This window comes from Streptomyces sp. NPDC086023, assembly GCF_044540325.1.
Lineage (GTDB): Bacteria > Actinomycetota > Actinomycetes > Streptomycetales > Streptomycetaceae > Streptomyces.
In genome coordinates this window covers 203,221-227,395 of the sequence record NZ_JBITRX010000007.1, presented here as the reverse complement: position 1 = coordinate 227,395, position 24,175 = coordinate 203,221, and the positions used below count along the sequence as shown (strand labels likewise).

Below are 24,175 nucleotides of genomic sequence, written 5' to 3'. Positions count from 1 at the left end.
ACTACGCTGTGGCGACCGGAGGACAACGATGGGAGCCCGTGTGGCCTGTGACCTGTGGCTGGTCCCCCTTGTCGACGTGCTGTGCCACAGCCCCGACAACCCCTTCGCGGAGGAGATCTCCGCGTACGACCGGGCGCTCGGCGAGGCCGGGCTGCCGTCCGTACCCGTCTTCGCCTACATGCCGGGCCTCTCCGGCGACGTCGCCCCGGTCGCGGGCTTCGACTACGACGCCCTGCACTTCCTTCGCCGGGCCTACCTGCTGCACATCTGCGGGCTGCCGGTGACGCCGGTGGACGAGCTGGGCGGCGACTACGAGCAGCTGCTGGAGATGTTCGAGTCCACGGCGCAGCAGTCCCACCTGGTCTGGCACTACGACCACGCGGGCGCGTACGTGCCGGTGGACTTCCCGGTGCCGCTGGCCAACGAGGAGCTGCTGGGCGGGGGCGGGCCGCTGGGCTCCGCGCAGGGGCTGCTGCGGGAGCTGCAGTTCGTGGCGCCGGTCATCGGCATCGATCCGGCCAACCCGCCGGCCCCTCCGGCCCCGCCCGGCCGCCCGACGTCCCTGGAAGAGCCCGCGGGCCCGATCCCGTACGACGAGAGCCCCTTCGCCCGCGAACGGCACGTGTGGCTGGGCCTGCACGCCGCCGCCACCCGAAGCCTGGGCCAAGGCTCCATGATCATCTTCAGCTGACGACCCCTGGCACGGGCCCGCCGCGCAGTGCCGGTCGCGGCCCGCGCGCCACGGCCCGGCCACGGTGCCGGGCGCGGCGCCGTGCGGGGTGCGGCCCGTTACCGCTGCGCGGAGCCTGTTCCCCACCCCGCCCTCCCCCAGACTTCGTCCGGGGGGGACCCCCATCCCGAAACCGGGGGCGGAGCCCCCGAAGGGGTCCGGGGCGGAGCCCCGGGGAACGGAGGAAGGGCGGGTTGGGGGCACCTCCCAGCGGTAGCTGGGGGAGGGACAGCCCCGCAGGGCAACGACCCGCACCCGGCTACGACCCGCACCCGGCACGGGACCGGCACCCGGCAATGACCCGCACCCGGCACCCGGCACGGGACCCGCACCCGGCACGGGACCGGCACGGCGCGGGCCCCGCACGGGGCCGGTACCGGGCCGGGCCGGTAGCGTCAGCGGGGCTGCTCCGGCGGGCGTTGACGCGGCATGTTCGGCCGCGTACCCGGCGGCAACGGAAACCGCGCCGGCACCGCACCCGCCTCCGACCGCGCCGCCCCCGACCCCAGCGACTGCGTCACCAGCGGTGCCGGACCGGCCCGGAACTCCACCATCCAGTCGGCGGTCTCCGACCGCACCAGCTCCGTCACGTCCTCGGAGAACCGCCGCAGCACCGTCAGGCACCGCTCCGCCGCCTCGCTCGCCGTCCCCTCGGTCGGCCCCAGGACCTCCCGCACGTTCTCCGAGGCCCAGTCGAACTGCAGGGTCGCCAGCCGCCGCTGCACCGCCTGCGCCGTGGCGACGTCCCGCATCCACCCCGAGGTCAGCCCGAAGAACCTGTCGCAGGCCAGCGCGGCCGCGGCCACCAGGAGGGAGAGGTAGCCCCAGGTCGAGGCTCCGGGCAGGGAGCCGGTCAGCTCCAGCAGCGGAAGCGCGGCGCCGGTGACCGCGCCCACGGCGGCCACGCCCCGCAGGGCCCGCGCCCCGCGGCGCTTCCAGGCGCGGTCCGAGAGGTACCACTCGGCCGTCCGCAGCGCGTCGGCCTCGACCCACCGGTAGAGCTCGTCCAGGCGCTCCGCGGGCTCTCCCCAGTCCCCGAGGGGGAACGGGCGGCCGGTCAGGTCGTGCGCCGTCGGGCCACCTTCCTCCCGCGGATCCCGGGGCGGCCCCTCGGGCTGCATTTCCGGCTGGCTCACCCGGCACTCCCTCTGCCTGCGCTGACGTGATGGTGGTGCGCGTGTGCGCAATGATGCGCTAGCCCTTCCTACCGCCGAACGGCGGGGTATGGACATCGAATCCCGGGATTTCCGCCCGCAAGGAGGTCTTGATCAGGTACGGGGGCGGCGGAACTCTCACCCGAAAGAGTTGGTCCTCTCGGCGTAGGGCGCGCCGCGCGGGGAGCACGTAGGCTCGGTTTGACCGCAAGAGACAGGAGTGTGTGACCGTGATTCCCGGTGGTGGGCAGCCCAACATGCAGCAGCTGCTTCAGCAGGCCCAGAAGATGCAGCGGGACCTCGCCGCGGCCCAGGAGGCCCTCGCGGCCACCGAGGTCGAGGGTCAGGCCGGCGGCGGGCTGGTCAGGGCCACCGTGACCGGCTCCGGCGAGCTGCGCGCCCTGGTGATCGACCCGAAGGCGGTCGACCCGGAGGACACCGAGACCCTCGCCGACCTGGTGGTCGCGGCGGTCCAGGCGGCCAACGAGAACGCCCAGGCGCTCCAGCAGGAGAAGCTCGGCCCGCTGGCCCAGGGCCTCGGCGGTGGTTCGGGCATCCCGGGTCTGCCCTTCTGACCCGGCCCGGCACTACCGTACGAACCCCGGCGACCGTCCGAACCCGAGAGACAGCAGAGAGAGAAGGCAGAGTCCGTTGTACGAAGGCGTGGTCCAGGACCTGATCGACGAACTGGGCAGGCTGCCCGGCGTCGGGCCCAAGAGCGCCCAGCGGATCGCCTTCCACGTCCTCCAGGCGGAGCCGGCGGACGTGCGGCGGCTCGCCCACGCGCTGCTGGAGGTCAAGGAGAAGGTCCGTTTCTGCGCGGTGTGCGGGAACGTCGCGCAGGAGGAGTTGTGCGGCATCTGCCGCGACCCGCGCCGCGACCCCGCGGTGATCTGCGTGGTCGAGGAGCCCAAGGACGTGGTCGCGATCGAGCGGACCCGCGAGTTCCGGGGCAAGTACCACGTGCTCGGCGGCGCGATCAGCCCGATCGAGGGCGTCGGCCCGGACGACCTGCGCATCCGGGAGCTGCTCGCGCGGCTCGCGGACGGCGCGGTCACCGAGCTGATCCTGGCCACGGACCCCAATCTGGAGGGAGAGGCCACCGCCACCTACCTCGCCCGGATGATCAAGCCCATGGGCCTGAAGGTCACCCGCCTGGCCAGCGGGCTCCCCGTCGGGGGAGATCTGGAGTACGCGGACGAGGTCACGCTCGGGCGGGCCTTTGAAGGAAGGCGACTACTCGATGTCTGACGCAACGCTGCACGCCGTGGGCCAGGATCCGGCCGACTTCGCCGTCCAGATCGCCGACTCGGTCGAGTCCTTCATCGTCGCGGTCACCGAGGTGGCCAAGGGCGAGGACCCGGACCGCGCGGTGCCCTTCCTGCTGCTGGAGGTCTCCCAGCTGCTGCTGGCCGGCGGGCGGCTGGGCGCCCACGAGGACGTCCTGCCGGACGAGCGGTACGAGCCTGACCTCGGGCCCGAGCAGGACGTGGACGAGCTGCGCGAGCGGTTCGCGGTGATGCTGGACCCGGTGGACGTGTACTCCGAGGTCTTCGACCCGTACGAGCCGCGCAAGGCGCCGGTCGCGCACCGCATCTCGGACGACGTGGCGGACATCGTCAGCGACCTCCGCCACGGGCTGGCCCACTACCGCGCGGGCCGGGTGACCGAGGCGCTGTGGTGGTGGCAGTTCTCGTACTTCACCAACTGGGGCCCGACCGCGTCGGCGGCCCTGCGGGCCCTGCAGTCCGTGGTCGCCCACGTCCGCCTCGACCAGCCGCTCCAGGAGCTGGACGGGCTGGACACGGACGAGGACCTCGCCGAGGAGGACCTGGCCGAGCAGGCCGGCCGGGTGATGGCCGAGGAGCTCGGCGGATCGCTCGGGCTGCCCGGCCGCTGATTCCCGGCGGAGTTCCCCGCGGAGTTCCCCGCGGAGTTCCCGGCACCGGCTTGGCGAACATCACATCTCATGATGTGACACGCGCCGATCGGAATCCGGTCGCTCGATAGACTGGCCCGGACCGTCAGTGGCGGTCGGACCGCAGTAATGGACTGAGCGAGGAGCGCACGTGGGCCTTGTCGTGCAGAAGTACGGAGGCTCCTCCGTAGCCGATGCCGAGGGCATCAAGCGCGTCGCCAAGCGGATCGTCGATGCCAAGAAGAACGGCCACCAAGTGGTCGTCGTGGTGTCTGCGATGGGCGACACGACGGACGAGCTGATCGAACTCGCCGAGCAGGTATCTCCGATGCCTACCGGGCGTGAATTCGACATGCTGCTGACCGCCGGAGAGCGGATCTCCATGGCCCTGCTGGCCATGGCGATCAAAAACCTGGGCCACGAGGCCCAGTCGTTCACCGGCAGCCAGGCAGGCGTCATCACCGACTCGGTCCACAACAAAGCGCGCATCATCGATGTCACGCCGGGCCGGATCCGCACCGCGCTGGACGAGGGCAACATCGCCATCGTCGCCGGTTTCCAGGGCGTCTCGGCGGACAGCAAGGACATCACCACCCTCGGCCGCGGCGGCTCGGACACGACCGCCGTCGCGCTCGCCGCGGCGCTCGACGCCGAGGTCTGCGAGATCTACACCGACGTCGACGGCGTCTTCACCGCGGACCCCCGCGTCGTGAAGAAGGCCCGGAAGATCGACTGGATCTCCTCCGAGGACATGCTGGAGCTCGCCGCCTCCGGTTCCAAGGTGCTGCTGCACCGCTGCGTGGAGTACGCGCGCCGTTACAACATCCCGATCCACGTCCGCTCGTCCTTCTCCGGACTGCGCGGCACCTGGGTCAGCAACGAGCCTCAAGGGGACGAGCAGGTGGAGCACGCCATCATCTCCGGAGTCGCCCACGACGTCTCCGAAGCCAAGGTCACGGTCGTCGGCGTCCCGGACAAGCCGGGCGAGGCCGCGGCCATCTTCCAGGCCATCGCCGACGCCGAGATCAACATCGACATGATCGTGCAGAACGTGTCGGCGGCGTCCACCGGCCTGACGGACATCTCCTTCACCCTTCCCAAGAGCGAGGGCTCCAAGGCCATCGACGCCCTGGAGAAGGCGAAGTCCGCGATCGGCTTCGAGTCCCTGCGCTACGACGACCAGATCGGCAAGATCTCCCTGGTCGGCGCCGGCATGAAGACCAACCCGGGCGTCACCGCCGCCTTCTTCAAGGCGCTGTCCGACGCCGGCGTGAACATCGAGCTGATCTCGACCTCCGAGATCCGCATCTCCGTCGTCACCCGCCAGGACGACGTCAACGAGGCCGTCCGCGCGGTGCACACCGCCTTCGGCCTCGACTCCGACAGCGACGAGGCCGTCGTCTACGGAGGCACCGGACGATGACCGGCGCCCGGTCGGCCCCGACGCTCGCCGTCGTCGGGGCGACCGGAGCGGTCGGTTCGGTCCTGCTCCAGATCCTGTCCCAGCGCGCGGACGTCTGGGGCGGCATCCACCTGATCGCCTCCTCCCGCTCGGCGGGCAGGCCCCTGGCCGTGCGCGGCGAGGAGAGCGAGGTGCTCGCGCTGACCGAGGACGCCTTCGACGGCGTCGGTCCGCGCGACGTGGTGGTCTTCCTGACCCCGGACGAGGTCTCCGCCCGCTGGGCGCCCGTCGTCACCGCGCGCGGTGCGGTGGTGGTCGACGGTTCCGGGGCCTTCCGCGCGGACCCCGAGGTCCCGCTGGTGGTGCCGGAACTCAACGCCGCGGCCGCACGCCTGAGGCCCCGCGGGATCATCGCCGGGCCCGGCAGCGCCACCCTGGCGCTCACCACGGCCGTGGGCGCGCTGCACGCCGAGTTCGGCCTGACCGGGCTGACCGTCTCCTCGTACGAGGCCGTGAGCGCGTCCGGCAGGGCCGGAGTGGAGGCGCTGCGCCGCCAGTTGGCGCTGGTGGCCGGTACGGAGCTGGGGGAGCAGTCCGGCGACGTACGGCGGGCCGTGGGCGAGGGACTGGGCCCCTTCGCCGCGCCGGTGGCCCTGAACGTCGTCCCCTGGGCCGGCGAGGACGCCGGCGACGGCTGGTCCTCCGCCGAGCTGGCCCTGCGGGCCGAAACGCGCAAGGTGCTCGGGCTCGACGCGCTGCCCGTGTCGGTCACCCGGGTCCGGGTGCCGGTCGTGACCGGGCACTCGTTGTCCGTACGCGCCTCCTTCGAGGGCGAGGTCACCGCCGCCCGGGCGCACGAGATCCTCGCCACAGCTCCCGGTGTCGTGCCGGCCGACGATCCCGGAATGGCGGAATTCCCCACTCCGGTCGATGCGGCCGGAACGGACCCCACCTGGGTGGGCCGGGTGCGCAGATCCCTTGATGATCCAAGGGCGTTGGAATTCTTCGTTTCCATGGACAATTTGCGCAAGGGTGCCGCACTCAACGCCGCACAGATCGCGGAACTGGTCGCCGCCGAATTCGCGTCCGCCTGAAGGGACGGCCTGGCCGAGCCCGCATCACACATCCCTTTGTAGGATCTTCAGTGATCCCGTGATCAAGGTGATGGCCCACTGCCGCCTGGATAAATGGGGCAATTGGGAAGAGTGGTTACGCATGAGGGTTTTTGACGTGTCGCCGATCGGCATGCCTCACGCGTACAACCCTGACGGGGGGATGCGTGTCCAACTGGCGTGGCAGAGGTCCTCGACATTGCAGTCATACCGGTGCGCGGCACGCTCGTTCCGCCGATCCGGCGTCCCCGCGTACCAGCAGGCAACTCCCGGGCGAGCGGCTTCGGGGGAGGGCTGCCCGTAATGGCTCCCGTGCCGACCACGCGTACCGGTCTCGTGCCCTCACAGCGTGAGAGTGCCGACCCGGTGATCGCCGCGGGCACCACCGTCGACCACCTCACCGAGACGTACCGGGCGCACTACCGCTCGCTCCTCGGGCTCGCCGCACTGCTCCTCGACGACACCGCGTCCTGCGAGGACGTGGTGCAGGAGGCGTTCATCCGGGTCCACTCGGCGCGCAGCCGCGTCCGCGACCCCGAGAAGACCCTGGCGTACCTCCGCCAGACCGTCGTGAACCTCTCGCGCTCCGCGCTGCGCCGCCGCATCCTGGGCCTCAAGCTGCTCTCGAAGCCGATGCCGGACATGGCCAGCGCCGAGGAGGGCGCGTACGACCAGCTGGAGCGCGACGCGCTGATCAAGGCCATGAAGGGCCTTCAGCGGCGGCAGCGCGAGGTGCTGGTCCTGCGGTACTTCGCCGACATGACCGAAGCCCAGGTCGCCGAGACCCTCGGCATATCGCTGGGCTCCGTGAAGGCGTACGGTTCGCGTGGCATCGCAGCCCTGCGACTGGCGATGGGGGAGCAGCAATGAGTCCTGTGCCGGACCGGACACCGTCGTCCCCCGATCCCCAACCGACCGAAAGTGGCAGCGTGAACCCCAGCCCCACCCCCGGCCCCGAGAACGAACTCGAGCTGAGGAGCCTGCTGCGGGGAGCCGTGGAGGGCCTGGAGCCCTCCGACGGCGCGCTGGCCAGGCTCCAGGTCGCCGTCCCCCGCCGACGGCAGCGAAAGCGCCAGGCGCTGGTCGGCGTCGCCGCGGCGGCGCTGCTCGTCGGCACCGCGATCCCGGCGTTCTTCCGGGTCGCCACGTCGCCGGACTCAGCGAACCCCGCCATCGCCGGCCACGGGGAGAAGGCCCCCGACGGCAGTACGGGGGGCGGCAGTACGAACCCCGACCTGACCGGCCCCGACGTCTTCGGCCCCTCGGCTTTCGCCTCCCCCTCCGGAAAGCCGGGCAAGGGCAAGGGCGGCAAGAACGGCCGCGACGGCAAGGACCGCGGCAAGGGAGGCACCCCCAAGGGCGAGCCGGCCGGCAGCGGCATCGGCAAGGGGGGCCCCAACCCGCCGGCGGACGACTCGGGCAAGGCCCCGGTCTGCCAGGCGGACCAGCTGGGCGTGGCGGTGCAGGACACCCGTACCCCCGACGCCGACGGCAAGGTCTACGGCACCTTTCGGATCACCAACGTCTCGCAGAGCGACTGCGTCGTCGGCAGCGGCGGCTCCGTGTCCGCACTGGCGGCCGACCAGCGGCAGGTCACGGTCCTCGACCACACCTCGGGCGACCCGGCCACCGGGCTGCCGGACCCGTCGGCCGAGCAGCGGGCGCTGCGGCTGGAGCCGAACGCGGCGTACGAGGTCCAGTTCGCCTGGGTGCCGGCCCAGTCGTGCCCGGACCCGACCTCGGTGCCGGACCCCAGCCCGGACCCGACCGCGTCGGACGGTGAGACGGACCCGGACCCGCTGGACGGCGGGGAACCGCCGGTGGACGAGTCGGAGAACCCGGTGCCGTCCCAGGCCGGCGCGGTCTCGGTCACGCACGTGGCCGACCCCGGCGCGCCGGTCGCGACGACGACGATCCCGAACGCGTGCGAAGGCACCATCTACCGCACGGGCGTCCTGGCGGCCCCTCCGACCCCCTGACCCTCCCGGGGCCCGCCGGCCCCGTGCCGGGTGCGGTTCGTTGCCGGGGGCGCGGTGCCGATGTCGGGTGCGGGGCCGTGAGTGCTGCAGGCCGTTGCCGCTGCGCGGAGCCGTTTCCCCACCCCGCCCTCCCCCAGACTTCGTCCGGGGGGACCCCCATCCCGAACTGGGGGCTCTGCCCCCAGACCCTCCCCCAGCTACCGCTGGGGGTGCCCCCAGCTCCTCAAACGCCGGCGAGGCTGGATTTCGCCGCGCGAACCCAGCCACCCGCCGGCACATCCCGCCCCGCTGGCATCTCCGCGCCGGAGGGATATCCCGCGCCGCAGGCATCCGCGCCGCCAGCATCTCCGCGGCGCCGGCATCTCCGCGCGGATATCCCGCGCCGCCGGCACATCCCACGCCGCAGGTATCTCCTGCGCCGCGGGCGTCTCCCGCACTACCGGCGATTCCAGCCCCTCCGGCGTTTGAGGAGCGGGGGTACGGGGGCGGAGCCCCCGCAACGGGTCCGGGCGAAGCCCTGGGGGCACCTCCCAGCGGTAGCTGGGGGAGGAACGGAGGAAGGGCGGGGAGGGGACCAGCCCCGCAGGGCTCAGCCCCGCGCCGCTCCGCCACCCGGTACCGCCCCGGCATCGGTGTCCGGAACGGCAGCGGCCCCGGCATCGGCACCCGGAACGGCATCGGCACCGGCATCGGCACCGGCCCCGGCAGGCGGAACGGCATCGGCACCCGGCACGAGCCCGAACTCCGCATCCCGCAGGGCCTCGACCTCCCGCCGGTACAACCGCACCCACATGAAGACCACGAACGCCGCGAAGACGAACCACTCACCGGTGTACCCGAGGTTCTGGAACGCCTTGAGGTCCAGCCCGGTACCGGCGGGAGCCGAAGCCGGCACGGGCGTCAGGCCCCCGCCGCCCACCGGCAGGGTCAGCCACGCGTCGTACAGCTCGTACGGCACCAGGTTCACCAGCGACGCCGCGGCGATCACGCCCAGCTGCCCCGCCGGGAGGCCACCCACCGCGTGGACGCCCCGGCTCGTCGAGTTCTCCGAGGCCTGCAGCGCACCGGTCACCGTGACCCGCCCGGAAGGAGCCGCCGGCCCCTTCCCCGAAGCGGTCCCCGGCAGCCAGCCCCGTACCACCGGGACCGCCTTCCCGGTGTCCGTCCGCAGCAGCGTCAGCACGTAGTAGCCGGACTTCCCGTCCAGCTTCCGCTCCGGGACCAGGAACTGGTCGGCGTACGTACCGCTCACGGACGCGGTACGCCCCGAGGTCGCCTTGTCCACCGGCAGCAGGGACTCCAGCGGGGCCGCCGCGCTCTCCGCGGCGGGCCGGGGAGCCGTGGCCTCACGGTGGCTGTCGACGCGGTCCTCGAACCGGCCGAGCTGCCAGGACCCCATGAAGACGCAGAAGGGGACGGCCAGCACGACGAAGAGGTTGATCCCCCACCAGCGCGGGGTCAGCAGAAACCGGTGCACCCCACCACGGTACGGGGGGTGCACCGGCCGCGGTCCGCGGGGTCAGCCCGCGACGCCTCCCGCAGCACCCCCGGACGTACCCCCGGCGTACCCGCCCGCCGGCGCACCCAGGTGCTTCAGAGCGAAGTCGATCTCCATCCGCACCTGCCTGATCCGCTCCTCGACCACCAGCGAGCCGTGGCCCGCGTCATAGCGGTACACGTCGTGCACCGCGCCCCGCGCCGCCAGCCGGTCCACGTAGTTGTCGATCTGCCGGATCGGGCAGCGCGGGTCGTTCACGCCCGCCGCGATGTGCACGGGCGCCTTGACCGCGTCCACGTACGTCAGCGGCGACGAGGCCGCGAACCGCTCCGGCACCTCCTCCGGCGTCCCGCCGAACAGCGTCCGGTCCAGGGCCTTCAGCGCCTCCATCTCGTCGTGGTACGCCGTCACGTAGTCGGCCACCGGCACCGCCGCCAGGCCCACGGCCCACGCGTCCGGCTGCGTACCGAGCCCCAGCAGGGTCAGGTAGCCGCCCCAGGAGCCGCCCGACAGCACCAGCCGCGCGGGGTCGGCGAGCCCGGACGACACCGCCCACTCCCGCACCGCGGCGATGTCCTCCAGCTCGATCAGGCCCACCCGGTGCTTGAGCGCGTCCGTCCAGGCCCGCCCGTACCCCGTCGATCCCCGGTAGTTGACCCGGACCACCGCGAAGCCGTGGTCCAGCCAGGCAGCCGGGGCCGCCGCGAAGGCGTCGCTGTCGTGCCAGGTCGGTCCGCCGTGGATCTCGAACACGGTCGGGAAGGGCCCCTCACCGCCGGCCGGCCGCTGCGCGAGCGCGTGGATCCGCCCGCCGGGCCCCTCCACCCAGGCGTCCTCCACCGGCACCGAGCCGGGTGCCTTCATGCCCGGCGGGTCGAGCACGACCGCGCCCGTGGTGGAGCGCACGGAGGACGGCTGCGCCGCCGAGGACCACAGGTACTCCACCGTGCCGTCGGGCCGGGCCGTCGCGCCCGAGACCGTGCCGGGCGGGGTGTCCACGCGGGTCAGCGCGCCGGTGTCCGGCTCGTACCGCCACAGCTCGCTGCGTGCCTCGTGGCTGTGCGCGACCAGCAGCGCCGAGCCGTCCGGGTACCACTCCGCGCTCACGTCGCCCGGCAGGTCCAGCACCAGGTCGGTCTGCGTGCCGGTCGCCACGTCCCACACCATCGGCTCCCAGCGCCCGCGCCGCTGGTGGCCCACCAGCAGCCGGGTGTCCCCGGCGACCGGCGCGAAGCCCAGCACCTCCAGGCCCAGTTCCCGCGTGCCGCCCTCGGTGTCGTCCAGCTCCGCGACCGTGGTGCCGTCCAGCCTCAGCACCCGCAGCGCGGAGTGCATGGCGTCGCCGTGCTCCGTGTGCTCGATCGCGACCAGCGTGCCGTCGCGGGAGAGGTCGCCCACGCCCGCCGACTCGCGGTGCCGGTAGATCTCCACCGGGGCCGTGCCGGGCCGCCAGACGTGGACCGTCGAGCCGTCCTCGTCGGTGGACCGGCCGACCACCGCGCTGCCGTCGCGCCCGATGGCCAGGCCCGCGGGGTACGAGGGGGCCAGCCCGGGGGTGGCGGGCTCGTCGGGGCCGCCGCCGAAGGGCTGCCGCATCCAGACGCCGAACTCGTCGCCGTCCTTGTCGGAGAACCACCAGATCCACTCGCCGTCCGGCGAGAGCGTGCCGTCCGTGGTGCCGTTGGGCCGGTCCGTGGCCTGCCGGCGCGTGCCGGTGGCGCGGTCCCAGGCGTACAGCTCGTAGGTGCCGGTGGCGTTGGAGACGAAGAGCGAGCGGTCCGGCGCGTCCTCGGCCCACTCCGGCAGGCCGGTCCGCGGCGCGCGGAAGCGCTTCTCCCAGTCGGGCATCGTGGTGTCATCGGTCATGTGCCCATTCTGTCCGCACTCGTTCGTAGGGTGGTCGGCATGCGGATGATCGTGCGGGGCGCGCGGCTCTATGCCGGCGACGGGCGGGTGGCTCCGGGGCGGGCCGACGTACTGGTCGAGGACGGCCGGATCGTGAGGGTGGCCGGGTACGGGGAGCCGCCGCCGGGCACGGACGGGGGCGCGGCCCCGGGCCCCGGTACGGACGCCTTCGCGGAGGCCCGGACCGACGCCCGCACCCGCGTGATCGACGCGTACGGCGCCCTCCTCGCCCCGCCCTTCGCCGAGCCGCACATCCATCTCGACACCGCCCTGACCGCGGGCGAGCCGCGCTGGAACGCCTCGGGCACCCTCTGGGAGGGCATCGCCTGCTGGAGCGAGCGCAAGGAGACCCTCACCCGCGAGGACGTGGTCGACCGGGCCACCGAGGTGCTGCGCTGGCAGGCGGCGCAGGGCGTGCTGCACGTCCGTACGCACTGCGACGTCACCGACGGCAGGCTCCTCGCCCTCGACGCCCTCGCCGAGGTCCGCGACCGCGTCCGGGACGTGATCGGCCTCCAGATCGTCGCCTTCCCCCAGGAGGGCATCCGCTCGTTCCCCGACGGCGAGCGGCTGATGACCGAGGCGGTGCGCCGGGGCGCGGACGTCGTGGGTGCCATCCCGCACTTCGAGGACACCCGCGAGGACGGGGTCGAGTCGCTCCGCTTCGCCTTCGCCCTGGCCGAGCGCGAGGGCCTGCGGGTGGACGCGCACTGCGACGAGATCGACGACGAGCAGTCGCGCTTCGTGGAGGTGCTGGCGACGCTGGCGCTGCGGTCGGGCCTCCGCGACCGGGCGACCGCCTCGCACACCACCGCGATGGGCTCGTACAACGGCGCGTACAGCTACAAGCTCCGGCGGATCCTGGCGCGTTCGGGGATCAGCCTGGTCTGCAACCCGTTCGCGAACCTGGGCCTCCAGGGCCGCTTCGACGCCTACCCCAAGCGCCGGGGCCTCACCCAGGTCAAGGAGATGCTGGCGGCCGGGGTGAACGTGGCCTTCGGCCACGACGACGTGATGGACCCCTGGAACCCGCTGGGCACCGGCAGCCCCCTCCAGACGGCTCTGACCGGCGTGTACGCCGCCCAGCTCACCGGCACCGACGAGATCGCCACGGCCTTCGCGATGGTCACCGACCGGGCCGCGCGGGTGCTGGGCCTGGGGGAGGAGTACGGCATCGCGGAGGGCCGCCCGGCGAACTTCGTGCTGCTGCCCGCCGGTTCGCCGTTCGACGCCGTACGCCGCCAGGTGCGGCCGCGGTACGTGGTCGCGCGGGGCCGGGTGGTCGCGGAGACCCCGTACCAGGCCACCCGGCTGGACTGGCCGGGCGAGGAGGGCGAGATGATCGACTTCGTGCGGCGGCGCGACGCCGCCGCCTGGCAACGGCTATAGGGGGAAGAACGATGGAACCGACGGGTGCGAGGATCCCGGGCGCCTGGATCCCGGGCGTGGAGGTCCCGAGCGGCGCGGCCGCGGAGGCGGCCAGGACGCTGGGCGCGGAGTACGCGGACGAGGCGCTGTTCAACCACTCGGTGCGCTCGTACGCCTTCGGCGCCGAGTACGCGCGGCAGCACGGCATCGAGTTCGACCGGGAGCTGCTGTACGTCGCGGCGCTCCTGCACGACCTGGGGCTGACCGTGCCCTTCGACAGCCACACGCTGCCCTTCGAGGAGGCCGGCGGCCACGTGGCGCGGGTGCTGACCGCGGGCCTCGGCTGGCCGCCGGCGCGGCGCGAGCGGGCGGCCGAGCTGATCGTGCTGCACATGCGGGACGACGTGACGGCCGACGAGGACCCGGAGAGCCACCTGCTCCAGGTGGGCACCAGCGCGGACGTGTCGGGGCTGCGGGTCGGCGGGTTCGACGCGGAGTTCACGGCGGCGCTGCTGAGCGTGTACCCGCGGGCCGGCTTCGGCCCCGCCTTCCTGGGCCTGGTCACCGAGCAGGGCGTCCGCAAGCCCGGCTGCGCCGCCGCGCACCTGGTGGCGGGCGGCGTCGCGGCCCGCATCGCGGCGAACCCGCTCGACGCGGCGCGCGACTAGCACCGTAGGCCGAACGGCCCACCGGGCTGGCCGACCCGCCCGGTGGCCCCGCAGGGTGGGGGTGTGTACGAAGACCTGCGCGCCGTGTACGTGAACTGCACCCTCAAGCGGTCCCCCGAGGTCAGCAACACCGAGGGGCTGATCGCCAAGAGCCGGGCCGTGATGGAGGCCAACGGCGTCACCACGGAGCTGATCCGCGCGGTCGACCACGACATCGCGACCGGCGTGTGGCCCGACATGACGGACCACGGCTGGGAGAGCGACGAGTGGCCGGTGCTCTATTCGCGGATCATGGCCGCGGACATCCTCGTGCTGTGCGGCCCTATCTGGCTGGGTGACAACAGCTCGGTCATGAAGCAGGTGATCGAGCGCCTCTACGCCTGCTCCTCGATCCTGAACGAGCAGGGCCAGTACGCGTACTACGGGCGCGTCGGCGGCTGCCTGATCACCGGCAACGAGGACGGGGTCAAGCACTGCGCGATGAACGTCCTCTACAGCCTCCAGCACCTGGGCTACGTGATCCCCCCGCAGGCGGACGCGGGCTGGATCGGCGAGGCGGGGCCCGGGCCGTCGTACCTGGACGAGGGCTCGGGCGGGCCGGAGAACGACTTCACCAACCGGAACACGACCTTCATGGCGTGGAACCTGATGCACCTCGCCGGCATGATCCGCCGCGCCGGCGGCATTCCGGCCCACGGCAACCAGCGCTCGGAGTGGGACGCCGGCTGCCGCTTCGACTTCCCGAACCCCGAACACCGCTGAGGCCCTGCGCGCCGGGGCCCTGAGGCCCGCCGGCTACTGGCGGGCGCGTCGCGCGGGCCGCGGACTGTCCACAGGTGTGGACAGTTCCCCCTCGGCCAGCAGGCGCAGCCCCTTGAGGAGCGCCGCCCGGTCGGCCTCGGGGAGGGTGGCGACCGCGTCGCGGTGCACCCCGTCGACGATCCGCTGGCTCTGCGCCGCCACCTCGGCACCCTTCTCGGTGACCGCGATGATCCGGGCCCGGCGGTCGGTGCCGGACGGCCGCCGCTCGGCCAGCCCGGCCTTCTCCAGGGCGTCCACGGTGACGACCATCGTCGTCTTGTCCATGTCGCCGATCTCGGCGAGCTGGATCTGGGTGCGCTCCTCCTCCAGCGCGTGCACGAGCACGCAGTGCATGCGCGCGGTCAGTCCGATCTCGCCGAGGGCCGCGGCCATGCGGGTGCGCAGGACGTGGCTGGTGTGGTCGAGCAGGAAGGAGAGGTCCGGCTCGGTCCGCCGGGGGGCCATGGCAGTCATGGGTCCAGCCTAACGAACGATCCCGTCAAAAATTGTCTCTCAATAAATCGTCTGCAACAGATCTATCTGTTACGGTCTCATTCATCAGTCATGTGAGTCCCCGACGGGAGAGACCATGTCCGCGCCTTCCACCACCCCCGCGCCTGCCGCCCTTGCCGCGCCACCCGCTGCCCCCACGGGCCTCCGGTCCCGCTGGACCGCACTCGGCGTGCTCTCCACCGGCATGCTGATGACGATCCTCGACGGCAGCATCGTCACCGTCGCCATGCCGGCCATGCAGAAGGACCTGGGCTTCTCCGCGGCCGGTCTGAGCTGGGTCGTCAACGCCTACCTGATCGCCTTCGGCAGCCTGCTGCTCCTGTCCGGGCGGCTCGGGGACCTGATCGGCCGCAAGCGGATGTTCCTCGCCGGCACCGCCGTCTTCACCGGCGCCTCGGTGCTGGCCGGCCTCGCCGCCTCCCCGGCCGTGCTGATCGCTGCCCGCTTCCTCCAGGGCGTCGGGTCCGCCGTGGCCGGCGCGGTGAGCCTCGGGATCCTGGTCACCCTGTTCCCCGAGGGCCGGGAACGGGCCCGGGCGATCGCCGTCTTCTCCTTCACCGGTGCGGCCGGAGCCTCCCTCGGGCAGGTGCTGGGCGGGGTGCTGACCGATGCGCTCGACTGGCACTGGATCTTCTTCATCAACCTGCCGATCGGCCTGGCCGCCCTGCTGCTCGCGCTCCCCGCCCTGCCGGCCGACCGCGGGATCGGGCTGCGCGCCGGGGCCGACGTCTGGGGCGCACTGCTGATCACCGGCGGCCTGATGCTGGGCATCTCCACCGTGGTCGGGGTGGAGCGGTACGGGTGGACCGCCGCCCGCACCCTCGGCCCCGGCGCCCTCGCCCTGGTGCTGCTGGCCGCCTTCGCGGTCCGCCAGGCGAAGGCCCGTACGCCCCTGCTGCCGCTGCGGATCTTCCGGTCGCGGGCCGTGGTCGGGGCCAACCTGGTGCAGATGCTGATGGTGGCCGCGCTGTTCGCGTTCCAGGTGCTGGTGGCCCTCTACCTCCAGCAGGTGCGGGGTTACGGTGCGGCCGCCACCGGTCTCGCGATGCTGCCGGCAGCGGTCACCATCGGTGCCGTCTCGCTGGGCGCCTCGGCCCGGCTGGCCGCCCGCTTCGGGGAGCGCAACGTCCTGCTGGCCGGTCTCGTCCTGCTGGTCGGGGCGCTGGGCCTGCTGACCCGCCTGCCGGTGCGGGCCGACTACGCGACCGACCTGCTGCCCGTGATGCTGCTGGCCGCCGGCTTCGGTCTGGCCCTGCCCGCCCTCACCGCCCTCGCGATGTCCGGCGCCGACGAGCGGGACGCGGGGCTCGCGTCCGGCCTGTTCAACACCACCGGCCAGATCGGGATGGCGCTCGGCGTCGCGGTCCTGTCCACGCTGGCCGCCGGCCGTACCCGCGACCTCACCGACGCCGGCCGGCCGGCCGCCGAAGCGCTGACCTCGGGCTTCCACCTGGCCTTCGCCGCAGGCACGCTCCTCCTCGCCCTGGCCGCGGCCGCCACCCCGGCCCTCCTCCCCCGCCGCACCCCCGCCTCCTGACCGACAACGCCTTCTTGACGCACGGCTCTTCCCACTTGAGCATGCTCACGCCAACAATCAAGGAGGACCCGTGCGCTCATCCCGTACCCTGACCGCCCTCTCGGCCCTGGCCGCCTCCGCGATCATCGCGACGGCGACGGGCTCGGGCACGGCCCACGCCGACGGAGACGCGTGGCGTACCAACCCCGAGCTCTGCCGGTCGGGGTGCAGCACCGACGCGAACTACATCCGCTTCTGGCAGACGGTCCTCTGGGCCGACAACGTGAACGGTCAGATCACCTCGACCGGCTTCATCGACGGCCAGTTCGGCCCCAACACGGAGACCCGGACGAAGGACTGGCAGGGCATCCACCTCGACTGGGACGGCGACGCCCTCCAGAAGGACGGCCGCGCGGGCCCGCGGACCTGGTGGTCGGCCCAGTACACGTACAACAAGAACGTCTGCACCTGGGACTCGGCCGGCAACAAGACCTGCACCTTCTACGGCACGGCCCGCCAGTTCAAATGGGGCGTCCCGAACGCAGCCTCGAACGACTGGTGGTTCATCAACCCCCGCACCGGCACCAAGGTCACCCTCCAGGCCTGACCTCGACACAAACGGAAGAGCCACCTAGGAGATCTCCTAGGTGGCTCTGACCTGGTAATGCTGAGTCGGGGTGGCGGGATTTGAACCCACGACCTCTTCGTCCCGAATGAGGTTCGGTCCGGATCTTCACCAGCCGGTTTGCCGTTTCGCCTGGTCACAGCGTTGGTGCGCGGTGGGCTCGGGAGGTGTCGCGGGGGTTTGGGGAGCAAGTCGGCTCCCAGGCGGCTCCCAGGAAGGGGGTCACGCCTGCGTCAGGATGAGACAGGCGGCTTGGACCTGGCCGCGTCCGAGCCGCAGAGCGCCTTCGGGGTCGTCACAGACAGCGGTCCGCGGGGTGGTCGCCTGCGAGATCGTCGGCCAAGGCGATGGTTGCGGTGATGCGCTTGCCGACAGGTTCGCGACGTGCGGCGAAGCCTTCACTGACCGCCAGGACGATCTCCAGACCGTGCTGGCCGACCCTGTCGGGGTCAGCGACCTGGGTGACCGGCAGCGTCGGATTGCTGTCCCACACCGTGATGTCGACGGCTCCGCCGGTGACCTCCAGGGTCAGCATGTACGGGCCGGGGGCGTACTTGCAGGCATTGGTCACCAGCTCGCTGACGACGAGCTGCACCACGCTCACAACCTGGCCGGACAGGGGGAGGCCATGGCTGACCTGCAGGTTGGCCAGGAAGCTGCGGGCCAAGTCACGGGCCGCGGCGATCTCCCCGCTGCTCTCGAACACAGCGGTGGCCGATAGCTGACGCTCTACGAGCTGCTGGGTGCAGTCGTGGCCGGGCAGATTCATACAAGTCCGCCTCACGTCCGAAGCGCTATTGGTCGCCCGCCTACTACCCGCGAAACATCTGCGCACTCCCCTCACTGGCGAAGATCGTTCCCGGTAATCACCGCCCCGGAATCAAAGGCACCATGATCGGCGTAGCGATGGATCACGGTCGTTGCCGGTCCTTGCCATGCCCAGGACCGCCCGGCCTTGTCCGACCCGTTGCAGGGGCGAGCCCTGCCGACGGCTCGGGCAAGACCCCCAGGCGCCGGGCCAGAGTGGCCTCGATACGGAACCTCAGCGCATAGCGCAACCGCCCCGCCCCGTACGGCCACTGGTACAGCACCCTCGGCTCGTCCTCCACACCCGCACAACGAGCGAGGCGCTGCGCACGGTGTCGGCCGAAAGAGGGCGGGCCGTCCGGGATCGCTCGCCTCTCCGTTTTGGACCTGTGCAAGCAGGCCGCCGTACCACCGGCGGGGGCGTTCGCATCAGCCCGAGCCGGTGGGCCCTAATCCTCCGCGTCGGGCTCGGGTCGCCGCTCGTCGAGTAACTCAAGGACCTCGACCTTGTCCGCCGGAACGATATGAGCTGCGGGGATGTACTGGTTCGTCGTCCACCATGAGGCTGTGTCGATCTCCTGGCCCGCCCGCCCCCACTGCACCATCTCCACGACCTCTCCGGCCCGGAAAATCCTGAGCTCTCGCTCCAGCGAGTGGGCGTGATGTTCGGCGCGGACACACACCCGGGCCCGCACGAACCAGTCCTGCGCGGCGACATCCCCAGTTTTCTTGCGAACGGTCACTCCCGACACCTACCCGAGTCGGCCGGATCCATCATCTCACCGTCTCGTGCGCCGGCTGTCGGACTTGTCCGGGCTCGTCGAGTCACTCAGGAGCGCGAACCGTCGGTCGCACAGCTGTCTCGGGAACGACCCCGATCAGCGCCACGCGTATGGCTCAGGCAGATGGTGGTGTGGGGCCCGGGGGCCGACATGGGCCCCACACCTTCCCGTGTCTATGCCGTGGAGCACAGGAGCGGGAGCGCCAGGCGGCAGTGGATCAAGGTTCTGCGAGGTGTGGGCCGGGAAGGCCGGGCGGGACGGCGGTGGAGTGCTTCCTGGGGTACCCAGTGCACAAGGAGGACCGCCGCGAGCATCGGGCCGCAGGTCAGGAGCATGAACGTCATGACGTGACCGCTGCCGTCTGTGAGCCGGCCTGGGCCGACCGCTGTCCTGCTGCGGCAGACGCGTTCAGGAGGCGCTGAACGGCCCGGGAGCGGTTCGCGAGTCTGAGGCGGCGTCCGTGCCGGGGCCACCAGCGGAGGACGGCCAGGAGGCCGGAGTCGCAGAAGGCGACCCGCGAGGTGTCCAGGACGAGACCGGTGTAGCCGTGGTCGGCGGCCGAGGCCAACAGCGCCCGCAGCGGCGCGGCGCTGTAGTGATCGATCTCCCCGGCGAGGTGGAAGACCAGGGTGCTGCCGAGGGTGGTGCAGGATTCGATGACTATGACGCCGGGCGCGGTGTCCGCGCCCGAGTCGTGCACGACGGGAGGGGCGGGGGCGGCGAGAGTCGCGGGCAGTATCGGGGCGGTGGTTGAGGTACTCACATCCCCATCAACGCCTCCCGCCCAGGTCCGGGAAACGAGCCACACGGCCCTTTCACCCCATGTGACCAGCGCCGATCCCCGGCAAGAGGGAAAGATTCCACCCGGACGAGGCATACGGACGTCCGTGGCGCGCCCGCTGGTGCGGCCCGCCGGCACGGGAACCTTCCGCCGTTCCTCACCGGCGCGTTCGGTCTCGAGAACTGGCACACGGAGCCACCGTCCGGAGGCGGACGGCCTCACCGGACTCTGGGCCCCCGGCATCGGCGCACAGGCGGCGCTGAACCGGTGTGGAGCAACCGAAGGCCCCCGGGGCGACGTGACATCGGATCGGGGGCCTTCGTTCGGCTGTCCCGAGGGGGAGCACCTGAAAGCACTCTGCCACGGCGGTGCCCACGGCGGCCGCGGCAGGCGGGGTGCCGTACGTGAGAAATCACCCGGTCGGCCGCGCTCTCTTCGCGTCCGACCGGTGCAGTCCGCAGCTCCCGGCTCCGCGCTCTGGGGTCGGGGCCGTGCCGGCTTTTCCCGAGGCATACGAAGGTCCGGATCACTGCGAGCGGTCAGGGCCTTCGTGTTGCCGGGGGCCTGCCTCGGGGAACGGATCAGTGCGCGGTAGGCGTGGCCTGGATCAGCGGCTCCGGGTTTCCGTACAGGGCCGCGTGGAGGGCGGCGGCGAGTTCACGGGCCCGGTCTTCGTCGTTCACACCATGAAGGACGTAGTAGACCGGGCCCGCGTAGGCGTCCGAGCGGACCTCGCCGGCGGCGACCAGGCGCATCACGGCGTCTCGGGCGGCGTCGTTCACGGCGTCGTCGACAGTGTGTCCCGGGCCGGCGGTGAGTGTGTCCGCCTTCACTGTCCACCGCGGGCCCTGGCTCTCGATCGCGATGAATACGGCCTGCTGAGACTGGGCCTGTTGGTAGACGGCGTTGAAGCTGCCGACGCCGGTGGCGTCGGGGACAAGGTGGGCGGGGCAGGGGATGGGCAGCGGCTCCATACAGGCATGGTGCCAGGCGGATCGGTCTGGCACGCGTAGATGCGGTTTGGCGCGAGGGGCTGGGCACGGCCGGGCGATGGCGTGTCGGTCGTCGGCTGTCGCACCGCCCCTGCCGGCGGGGGTGCCAGACCTCGCGGCCCTCATGCTGCCGACGGTGAACTCGCAGCTCAGCAGGCGGCGCATCTCTCTCCGGCCGATACTTGATCGCGTGGACGGATCACCGGCAGGCAGGTCGAAGCGGTTCGGCAGCTGTGAATCGGTCGTGGTTCGGTCGTTCGCCGAGGGTGACTCCGTTGCGCACCTGACGCGTCTGCTTCACCGCGCCTACTCCGCCCATGCTGTCGAAGGCCGAGTTTTCTTTGCCTCGTATCAGTCGGTGGAGGACACGGCCTACAGGTTGGGCATGGGCGAGTGCTGGCTGGCTCTGCGAGCGGGTGAGTTGGTGGGCACCGTGACGGTGACGGCTCCGTATGAGGCCCCGGAGGGGTATCCGGCTCCAGCGGGATCGGGGTCGTTCTGGCAGCTGGCGGTGGACCCTTCGCATCGGGGGACGGGACTGGGGCAGCGGCTGCTGTCCTTGGCGGAGAAACGTATCGCCGAGCTCGGATCCGCGCAGGTGGTGATCGACACGTCGGCCCAAGCGGCTGACCTGGTCGCCTGGTATCGCAGGCGCGGCTACGTGCCGGTCGGGTCTTGGTCGTGGGGCGTGACGAACTACGACAGCGTCGTGCTCCTGAAGGAGCTGACGCCGGGCGGACACGACCGGAAATAGGGGTTGCCGGTGCCGCGTGCTGCGGCACCGGCAAGCGGTTGGCTACTGGTCGAGAGCGCCGGCGGCGTCCCGGGCGGCGACGGTGAGCGCCTCGTCGAGAGCCTCGGTACGACGCCCGCCGGCGCTGGCGACCGGGCCCTTGCCGCCGGCTCCACCGCCGACCGTACGCGCGGCCGGGAGGAGGATTCGGCTGGCCTCGGTGCCGGTGTCGTGGAGACTGCGGGTGATCGCGGCGGCCAAGAGCGCCTTGCCGTCGTGCTCGGTGCCGAGGACGACGACGGCCTGGTCGCCGTCGAGGAAGCTGGCGGTGTGCTGGGCCAGCGTGCGGAGCTCGTCCGGGCCGAGCCCGGTCACCTTCTCGGTGACGACCCGGCCGCCGGTGACGGCTCGGGCGGAGGCGGCGAGCTGCTGGGCGCGGTCTCGTAGCTCGGCCTCGCGGAGGCGGCCGAGTTCCCGCTCGGCGGAGGCGAGGGAGTCGAGGCGCTTGCGGAGGACGTCGGGGGCGCCCTGGGGGCGGGTGCCGAGGAGGTCGGAGAGTTCTTCGAGGAGGCGGCGCTCGGTGTCGTAGTAGTTCAGGGCGTCGCGTCCGGTGAGGGCTTCGATGCGGCGGAGGTTGGAGCCGATGGAGGCTTCGCCGACGATGCGGACGGGCCCGGCGTTGGAGCCGTGGCCGATGTGGGTTCCGCCGCAGAGCTCGCGGGAGAAGTCGCCGATGTCGACGATGCGGACGTGGTCGCCGTACTTCTCGCCGAACAGGGCGGTCGCGCCGGCGGCCTCGGCCTCGGCGCGCGAGGCGTGCCAGACGCGTACCTCGGGGTCGGCGAGGAGGTGGTCGTTGACGAGGGTCTCGATGGCGGCGAGCTGGGGGCGGTCGACGGCGGAGAAGTGGGCGAAGTCGAAGCGGAGGCGGCCAGCGTCGACGAGGGAGCCGTGCTGGCGGGCGTGATCGCCGAGCGTGCGGCGGAGCATGGCGTGCAGGACGTGGGTGGCGGAGTGGGAGCGGGCGACGGCCTCGCGGCGGGCGCCGTCCACGAGGGCCTCGGCCTGCTCTCCGGCGCGGATCTCGCCTTCGACCACGCGCACGGTGTGGACGTGGAAGCCCTCCAAGCCGGGCTTGGTGTCCAGGACCTCAAGGAGTGCGCCGTTGGCGGTGCGGATAGTGCCGGTGTCGCCGACTTGGCCGCCGGACTCAGCGTAGAACGGGCTGCGGTCCAGGACCAGTTCGAGGGTGCTGCCCGTGTCGGCGCCGGGCACGACGGTGCCGTCGGAGATGAGGCCGAGGACGGTAGCTTCGGCGTCGAGGCGGTCGTAGCCGACGAAGTTGGTACGGCCGTGGCGGGCGGACAGCTCGCGGTAGGCGTCCTGGCGGCGCAGCGCCTCGGCTGTCTTGGCCTTGCCGCCAGCCTTGGCGCGTTGCTGCTGCTCGGCGAGCAGGTCGGCGAAGCGGTCCTCATCGACGGTCAGGCCGGCGTCGCGGGCGGCCTCGACAGTCAGCTCGACAGGGAAGCCGAAGGTGTCGTGCAGTTCGAAGGCGGTCTCTCCGGCCAGGGTCGTGGACCGGCTTTCGCGGCTGCGGGTGATGGCGGCGTTCAGCAGGCGGGTGCCCTGGGCGAGGGTGCGGGTGAACGACTCCTCTTCGGCGGTGACGACCTGCTCGATGAGGGCGGCCTGGGCGGTCAGCTCGGGCCAGACGTTGCCGAGGTTGGCGATGACGCTGCTGGTGGCCGGGGCGAGGGCGGGCTGGTCGATGCCGAGCAGGCGGGCGTGGCGGATCGCGCGGCGCATCAGGCGGCGCAGGACGTAGCCGCGGCCGTCCTTGGCGGGCAGGACTCCGTCGGCGATCAGGTAGGCGATGGAGCGGGCGTGCTCGGTGACGACCTGGAAGGAGATCTTCTCCTCGCGGCTGCCGGGGTAGTCGCGGCCGGCGAGTTCCTGGACGGTCGTGAGGGTGGGCCGCAGGAGGTCGGTGCCGCAGACGTTCTCGACGTCCTGGAGGATCGAAGCGAGGCGGTCGAGGCCGAGGCCGGTGTCGATGCTCTGCTGGGCGAGATCGCCAAGGATCGGGAAGCCGCCCTTCTTGTCACCCTCACCGCGCTGGTACTGCATGAAGACGAGGTTCCAGATCTCCACGTACCGCTCGCCGTCGACGGCCGGACCGCCCTCGCGGCCGAAGGCTGGCCCCCGGTCGTAGTTGACCTCCGAACAGGGACCGCAGGGACCGGGGACGCCCATAGACCAGAAGTTGTCCTCCATGCCCAGGCGCTGGATGCGCTCGGCAGGGACGCCGATCCTGCGCCACAACTGCTCGGCCTCGTCGTCGTCCCGGTAGATGGTGATCCAGAGGCGGTCCTTCTCCAGATTGAAGTCCTGGGTGAGGAGTTCCCAGGCGAAGGCGATGGCGTCGGCCTTGAAGTAGTCGCCGAAGGAGAAGTTGCCCATCATCTCGAAGAACGTGGCGTGCCGGTTCGTCCGGCCGACGTTGTCGATGTCGGAGGTGCGGGCGCACTTTTGGATAGTGGTGGCGCGGGGGAACTCCGGGGTTACCTCGCCCAAGAAGTACGGCTTGAACTGGTTCATGCCGGCGTTGGCGAGCAACAGCGTCGGATCGGAGGGGATCAGCGGACTGGACGGGACCTGGCGGTGGCCGCGGGAGGTGAAGAAGTCCAGGAAGGTGGAGCGGATCTGCGTCGAGCGCATGGTGGTGTGGCCCTCACGGAAGAGTCGTGGAGAGATGGGGGTCGATCACACGCCGAGCCGGGCCGAGAACAGGGACTGAGAGGTTCTCAGTTCTCCAGCTCGACGCAGATAGCTCGCGCCCCCACGGTGTAGACCATGACTCCAGATCCGTCGCTTGAGGTGGCGCAGCCGAC

The 24,175-nt window shown here is 71.9% G+C and carries 23 protein-coding genes; 14 read left to right on the top strand and 9 right to left on the bottom strand.

The genetic code is table 11. The annotated features are described in order from the left end of the window. The first annotated feature begins 40 nt into the window (after positions 1-40). The gene (locus tag ACIF6F_RS16650; protein ID WP_399947268.1) at positions 41-691 is read left to right on the top strand and encodes a hypothetical protein; all 651 of its coding nucleotides are present in this window, start codon (positions 41-43) and stop codon (positions 689-691) included. 434 nt (positions 692-1,125) lie between these two features. Here ACIF6F_RS16650 and ACIF6F_RS16645 read toward each other — a convergent pair whose 3' ends face one another. Beyond that, positions 1,126-1,866, bottom strand: coding sequence for an SLATT domain-containing protein (locus tag ACIF6F_RS16645; protein ID WP_399947042.1), 741 nt, complete (start codon positions 1,864-1,866; stop codon positions 1,126-1,128). Between the two features lie 248 nt (positions 1,867-2,114). On the opposite strand from ACIF6F_RS16645, the gene ACIF6F_RS16640 reads away from it, so the two are divergent. From ACIF6F_RS16640 to ACIF6F_RS16610, 7 genes are all read left to right on the top strand, one after another. Further along, a complete protein-coding gene (locus ACIF6F_RS16640; RefSeq protein ID WP_399947267.1) occupies positions 2,115-2,459 on the top strand; it encodes a YbaB/EbfC family nucleoid-associated protein in 345 nt (114 codons plus the stop codon). Positions 2,460-2,535: 76 nt separating this feature from the next. Then, positions 2,536-3,135 carry a recombination mediator RecR gene (gene recR / locus ACIF6F_RS16635; protein WP_399947039.1) on the top strand — a complete coding sequence of 200 codons (600 nt, stop codon included), beginning with the start codon at positions 2,536-2,538 and terminating at the stop codon, positions 3,133-3,135. After that, positions 3,128-3,784 carry a DUF5063 domain-containing protein gene (locus tag ACIF6F_RS16630; protein WP_399947036.1) on the top strand — a complete coding sequence of 219 codons (657 nt, stop codon included), beginning with the start codon at positions 3,128-3,130 and terminating at the stop codon, positions 3,782-3,784. Before recR ends, ACIF6F_RS16630 begins: the two co-directional genes overlap by 8 nt. Before the next feature lie 169 nt (positions 3,785-3,953). Further along, a complete protein-coding gene (locus tag ACIF6F_RS16625; protein WP_399947033.1) occupies positions 3,954-5,225 on the top strand; it encodes an aspartate kinase in 1,272 nt (423 codons plus the stop codon). Continuing rightward, positions 5,222-6,298 carry an aspartate-semialdehyde dehydrogenase gene (locus ACIF6F_RS16620; protein WP_399947031.1) on the top strand — a complete coding sequence of 359 codons (1,077 nt, stop codon included), beginning with the start codon at positions 5,222-5,224 and terminating at the stop codon, positions 6,296-6,298. The genes ACIF6F_RS16625 and ACIF6F_RS16620 overlap by 4 nt, the downstream gene beginning before the upstream one ends. A gap of 198 nt (positions 6,299-6,496) precedes the next feature. Continuing rightward, positions 6,497-7,186: a SigE family RNA polymerase sigma factor gene (locus ACIF6F_RS16615; protein WP_399947028.1), complete on the top strand. Its 690-nt coding sequence runs from the start codon at positions 6,497-6,499 to the stop codon at positions 7,184-7,186. A 59-nt stretch (positions 7,187-7,245) separates the two neighbouring features. Further along, positions 7,246-8,295 carry a hypothetical protein gene (locus ACIF6F_RS16610; RefSeq protein ID WP_399947025.1) on the top strand — a complete coding sequence of 350 codons (1,050 nt, stop codon included), beginning with the start codon at positions 7,246-7,248 and terminating at the stop codon, positions 8,293-8,295. A gap of 589 nt (positions 8,296-8,884) precedes the next feature. On the opposite strand, the gene ACIF6F_RS16605 is transcribed toward ACIF6F_RS16610, so the two are convergent. Both ACIF6F_RS16605 and ACIF6F_RS16600 read right to left on the bottom strand, forming a co-directional pair. Beyond that, complete coding sequence (locus ACIF6F_RS16605) at positions 8,885-9,772, bottom strand: SURF1 family protein (protein ID WP_399947022.1); 888 nt, start codon at positions 9,770-9,772, stop codon at positions 8,885-8,887. Positions 9,773-9,814: 42 nt separating this feature from the next. Beyond that, positions 9,815-11,659: a S9 family peptidase gene (locus ACIF6F_RS16600; RefSeq protein WP_399947019.1), complete on the bottom strand. Its 1,845-nt coding sequence runs from the start codon at positions 11,657-11,659 to the stop codon at positions 9,815-9,817. Between the two features lie 39 nt (positions 11,660-11,698). Here ACIF6F_RS16600 and codA point away from each other — a divergent pair, with 39 nt between their 5' ends. The 3 genes from codA to ACIF6F_RS16585 all read left to right on the top strand — a co-directional run bounded on the left by codA (position 11,699) and on the right by ACIF6F_RS16585 (position 14,496). Beyond that, positions 11,699-13,087: a cytosine deaminase gene (gene codA / locus ACIF6F_RS16595; RefSeq protein ID WP_399947016.1), complete on the top strand. Its 1,389-nt coding sequence runs from the start codon at positions 11,699-11,701 to the stop codon at positions 13,085-13,087. Positions 13,088-13,098: 11 nt separating this feature from the next. Further along, entirely contained in the window at positions 13,099-13,734 is a 636-nt protein-coding gene (locus tag ACIF6F_RS16590) for an HD domain-containing protein (RefSeq protein ID WP_399947013.1), read from the top strand. 63 nt (positions 13,735-13,797) lie between these two features. Further along, a complete protein-coding gene (locus ACIF6F_RS16585) occupies positions 13,798-14,496 on the top strand; it encodes a flavodoxin family protein (protein WP_399947010.1) in 699 nt (232 codons plus the stop codon). Positions 14,497-14,529: 33 nt separating this feature from the next. On the opposite strand, the gene ACIF6F_RS16580 is transcribed toward ACIF6F_RS16585, so the two are convergent. Continuing rightward, on the bottom strand, positions 14,530-15,009 hold the full coding sequence (locus ACIF6F_RS16580) for a MarR family winged helix-turn-helix transcriptional regulator (protein WP_399947007.1): 480 nt from the start codon (positions 15,007-15,009) through the stop codon (positions 14,530-14,532). Between the two features lie 115 nt (positions 15,010-15,124). Here ACIF6F_RS16580 and ACIF6F_RS16575 point away from each other — a divergent pair, with 115 nt between their 5' ends. Next, the gene (locus ACIF6F_RS16575) at positions 15,125-16,585 is read left to right on the top strand and encodes an MFS transporter (RefSeq protein WP_399947004.1); all 1,461 of its coding nucleotides are present in this window, start codon (positions 15,125-15,127) and stop codon (positions 16,583-16,585) included. Positions 16,586-16,655: 70 nt separating this feature from the next. Continuing rightward, positions 16,656-17,171 carry a peptidoglycan-binding protein gene (locus ACIF6F_RS16570; protein WP_399947001.1) on the top strand — a complete coding sequence of 172 codons (516 nt, stop codon included), beginning with the start codon at positions 16,656-16,658 and terminating at the stop codon, positions 17,169-17,171. Between the two features lie 313 nt (positions 17,172-17,484). Here ACIF6F_RS16570 and ACIF6F_RS16565 read toward each other — a convergent pair whose 3' ends face one another. From ACIF6F_RS16565 to ACIF6F_RS16550, 4 genes are all read right to left on the bottom strand, one after another. Further along, positions 17,485-17,958 (bottom strand): ATP-binding protein, encoded by a 474-nt coding sequence (locus ACIF6F_RS16565; protein WP_399946998.1) that lies wholly within the window; start codon positions 17,956-17,958, stop codon positions 17,485-17,487. Between the two features lie 487 nt (positions 17,959-18,445). Continuing rightward, on the bottom strand, positions 18,446-18,739 hold the full coding sequence (locus tag ACIF6F_RS16560; protein ID WP_399946996.1) for a hypothetical protein: 294 nt from the start codon (positions 18,737-18,739) through the stop codon (positions 18,446-18,448). Positions 18,740-19,118: 379 nt separating this feature from the next. After that, a complete protein-coding gene (locus ACIF6F_RS16555) occupies positions 19,119-19,541 on the bottom strand; it encodes an STAS domain-containing protein (protein WP_399946993.1) in 423 nt (140 codons plus the stop codon). A 599-nt stretch (positions 19,542-20,140) separates the two neighbouring features. Continuing rightward, a complete protein-coding gene (locus ACIF6F_RS16550) occupies positions 20,141-20,533 on the bottom strand; it encodes a hypothetical protein (protein WP_399946992.1) in 393 nt (130 codons plus the stop codon). A gap of 154 nt (positions 20,534-20,687) precedes the next feature. Here ACIF6F_RS16550 and ACIF6F_RS16545 point away from each other — a divergent pair, with 154 nt between their 5' ends. After that, the gene (locus ACIF6F_RS16545; protein ID WP_399946989.1) at positions 20,688-21,305 is read left to right on the top strand and encodes a GNAT family N-acetyltransferase; all 618 of its coding nucleotides are present in this window, start codon (positions 20,688-20,690) and stop codon (positions 21,303-21,305) included. A 42-nt stretch (positions 21,306-21,347) separates the two neighbouring features. Here ACIF6F_RS16545 and alaS read toward each other — a convergent pair whose 3' ends face one another. Further along, positions 21,348-24,002 carry an alanine--tRNA ligase gene (alaS, locus tag ACIF6F_RS16540; protein ID WP_399946987.1) on the bottom strand — a complete coding sequence of 885 codons (2,655 nt, stop codon included), beginning with the start codon at positions 24,000-24,002 and terminating at the stop codon, positions 21,348-21,350. Between the last annotated feature and the right edge of the window lie 173 nt (positions 24,003-24,175).

What these genes read in the sequence shown, in the direction of transcription:
- ACIF6F_RS16590 (WP_399947013.1), top strand. Translation starts at nt 13,099, where the DNA reads ATGGAACCGACGGGTGCGAGGATCCCGGGCGCCTGGATCCCGGGCGTG.
- ACIF6F_RS16565 (WP_399946998.1), bottom strand. Translation starts at nt 17,958, where the DNA reads ATGAATCTGCCCGGCCACGACTGCACCCAGCAGCTCGTAGAGCGTCAG.
- ACIF6F_RS16575 (WP_399947004.1), top strand. Translation starts at nt 15,125, where the DNA reads ATGTCCGCGCCTTCCACCACCCCCGCGCCTGCCGCCCTTGCCGCGCCA.
- ACIF6F_RS16550 (WP_399946992.1), bottom strand. Translation starts at nt 20,533, where the DNA reads ATGGAGCCGCTGCCCATCCCCTGCCCCGCCCACCTTGTCCCCGACGCC.
- ACIF6F_RS16600 (WP_399947019.1), bottom strand. Translation starts at nt 11,659, where the DNA reads ATGACCGATGACACCACGATGCCCGACTGGGAGAAGCGCTTCCGCGCG.
- codA (WP_399947016.1), top strand. Translation starts at nt 11,699, where the DNA reads ATGCGGATGATCGTGCGGGGCGCGCGGCTCTATGCCGGCGACGGGCGG.
- ACIF6F_RS16630 (WP_399947036.1), top strand. Translation starts at nt 3,128, where the DNA reads ATGTCTGACGCAACGCTGCACGCCGTGGGCCAGGATCCGGCCGACTTC.
- ACIF6F_RS16580 (WP_399947007.1), bottom strand. Translation starts at nt 15,009, where the DNA reads ATGACTGCCATGGCCCCCCGGCGGACCGAGCCGGACCTCTCCTTCCTG.
- alaS (WP_399946987.1), bottom strand. Translation starts at nt 24,002, where the DNA reads ATGCGCTCGACGCAGATCCGCTCCACCTTCCTGGACTTCTTCACCTCC.
- ACIF6F_RS16620 (WP_399947031.1), top strand. Translation starts at nt 5,222, where the DNA reads ATGACCGGCGCCCGGTCGGCCCCGACGCTCGCCGTCGTCGGGGCGACC.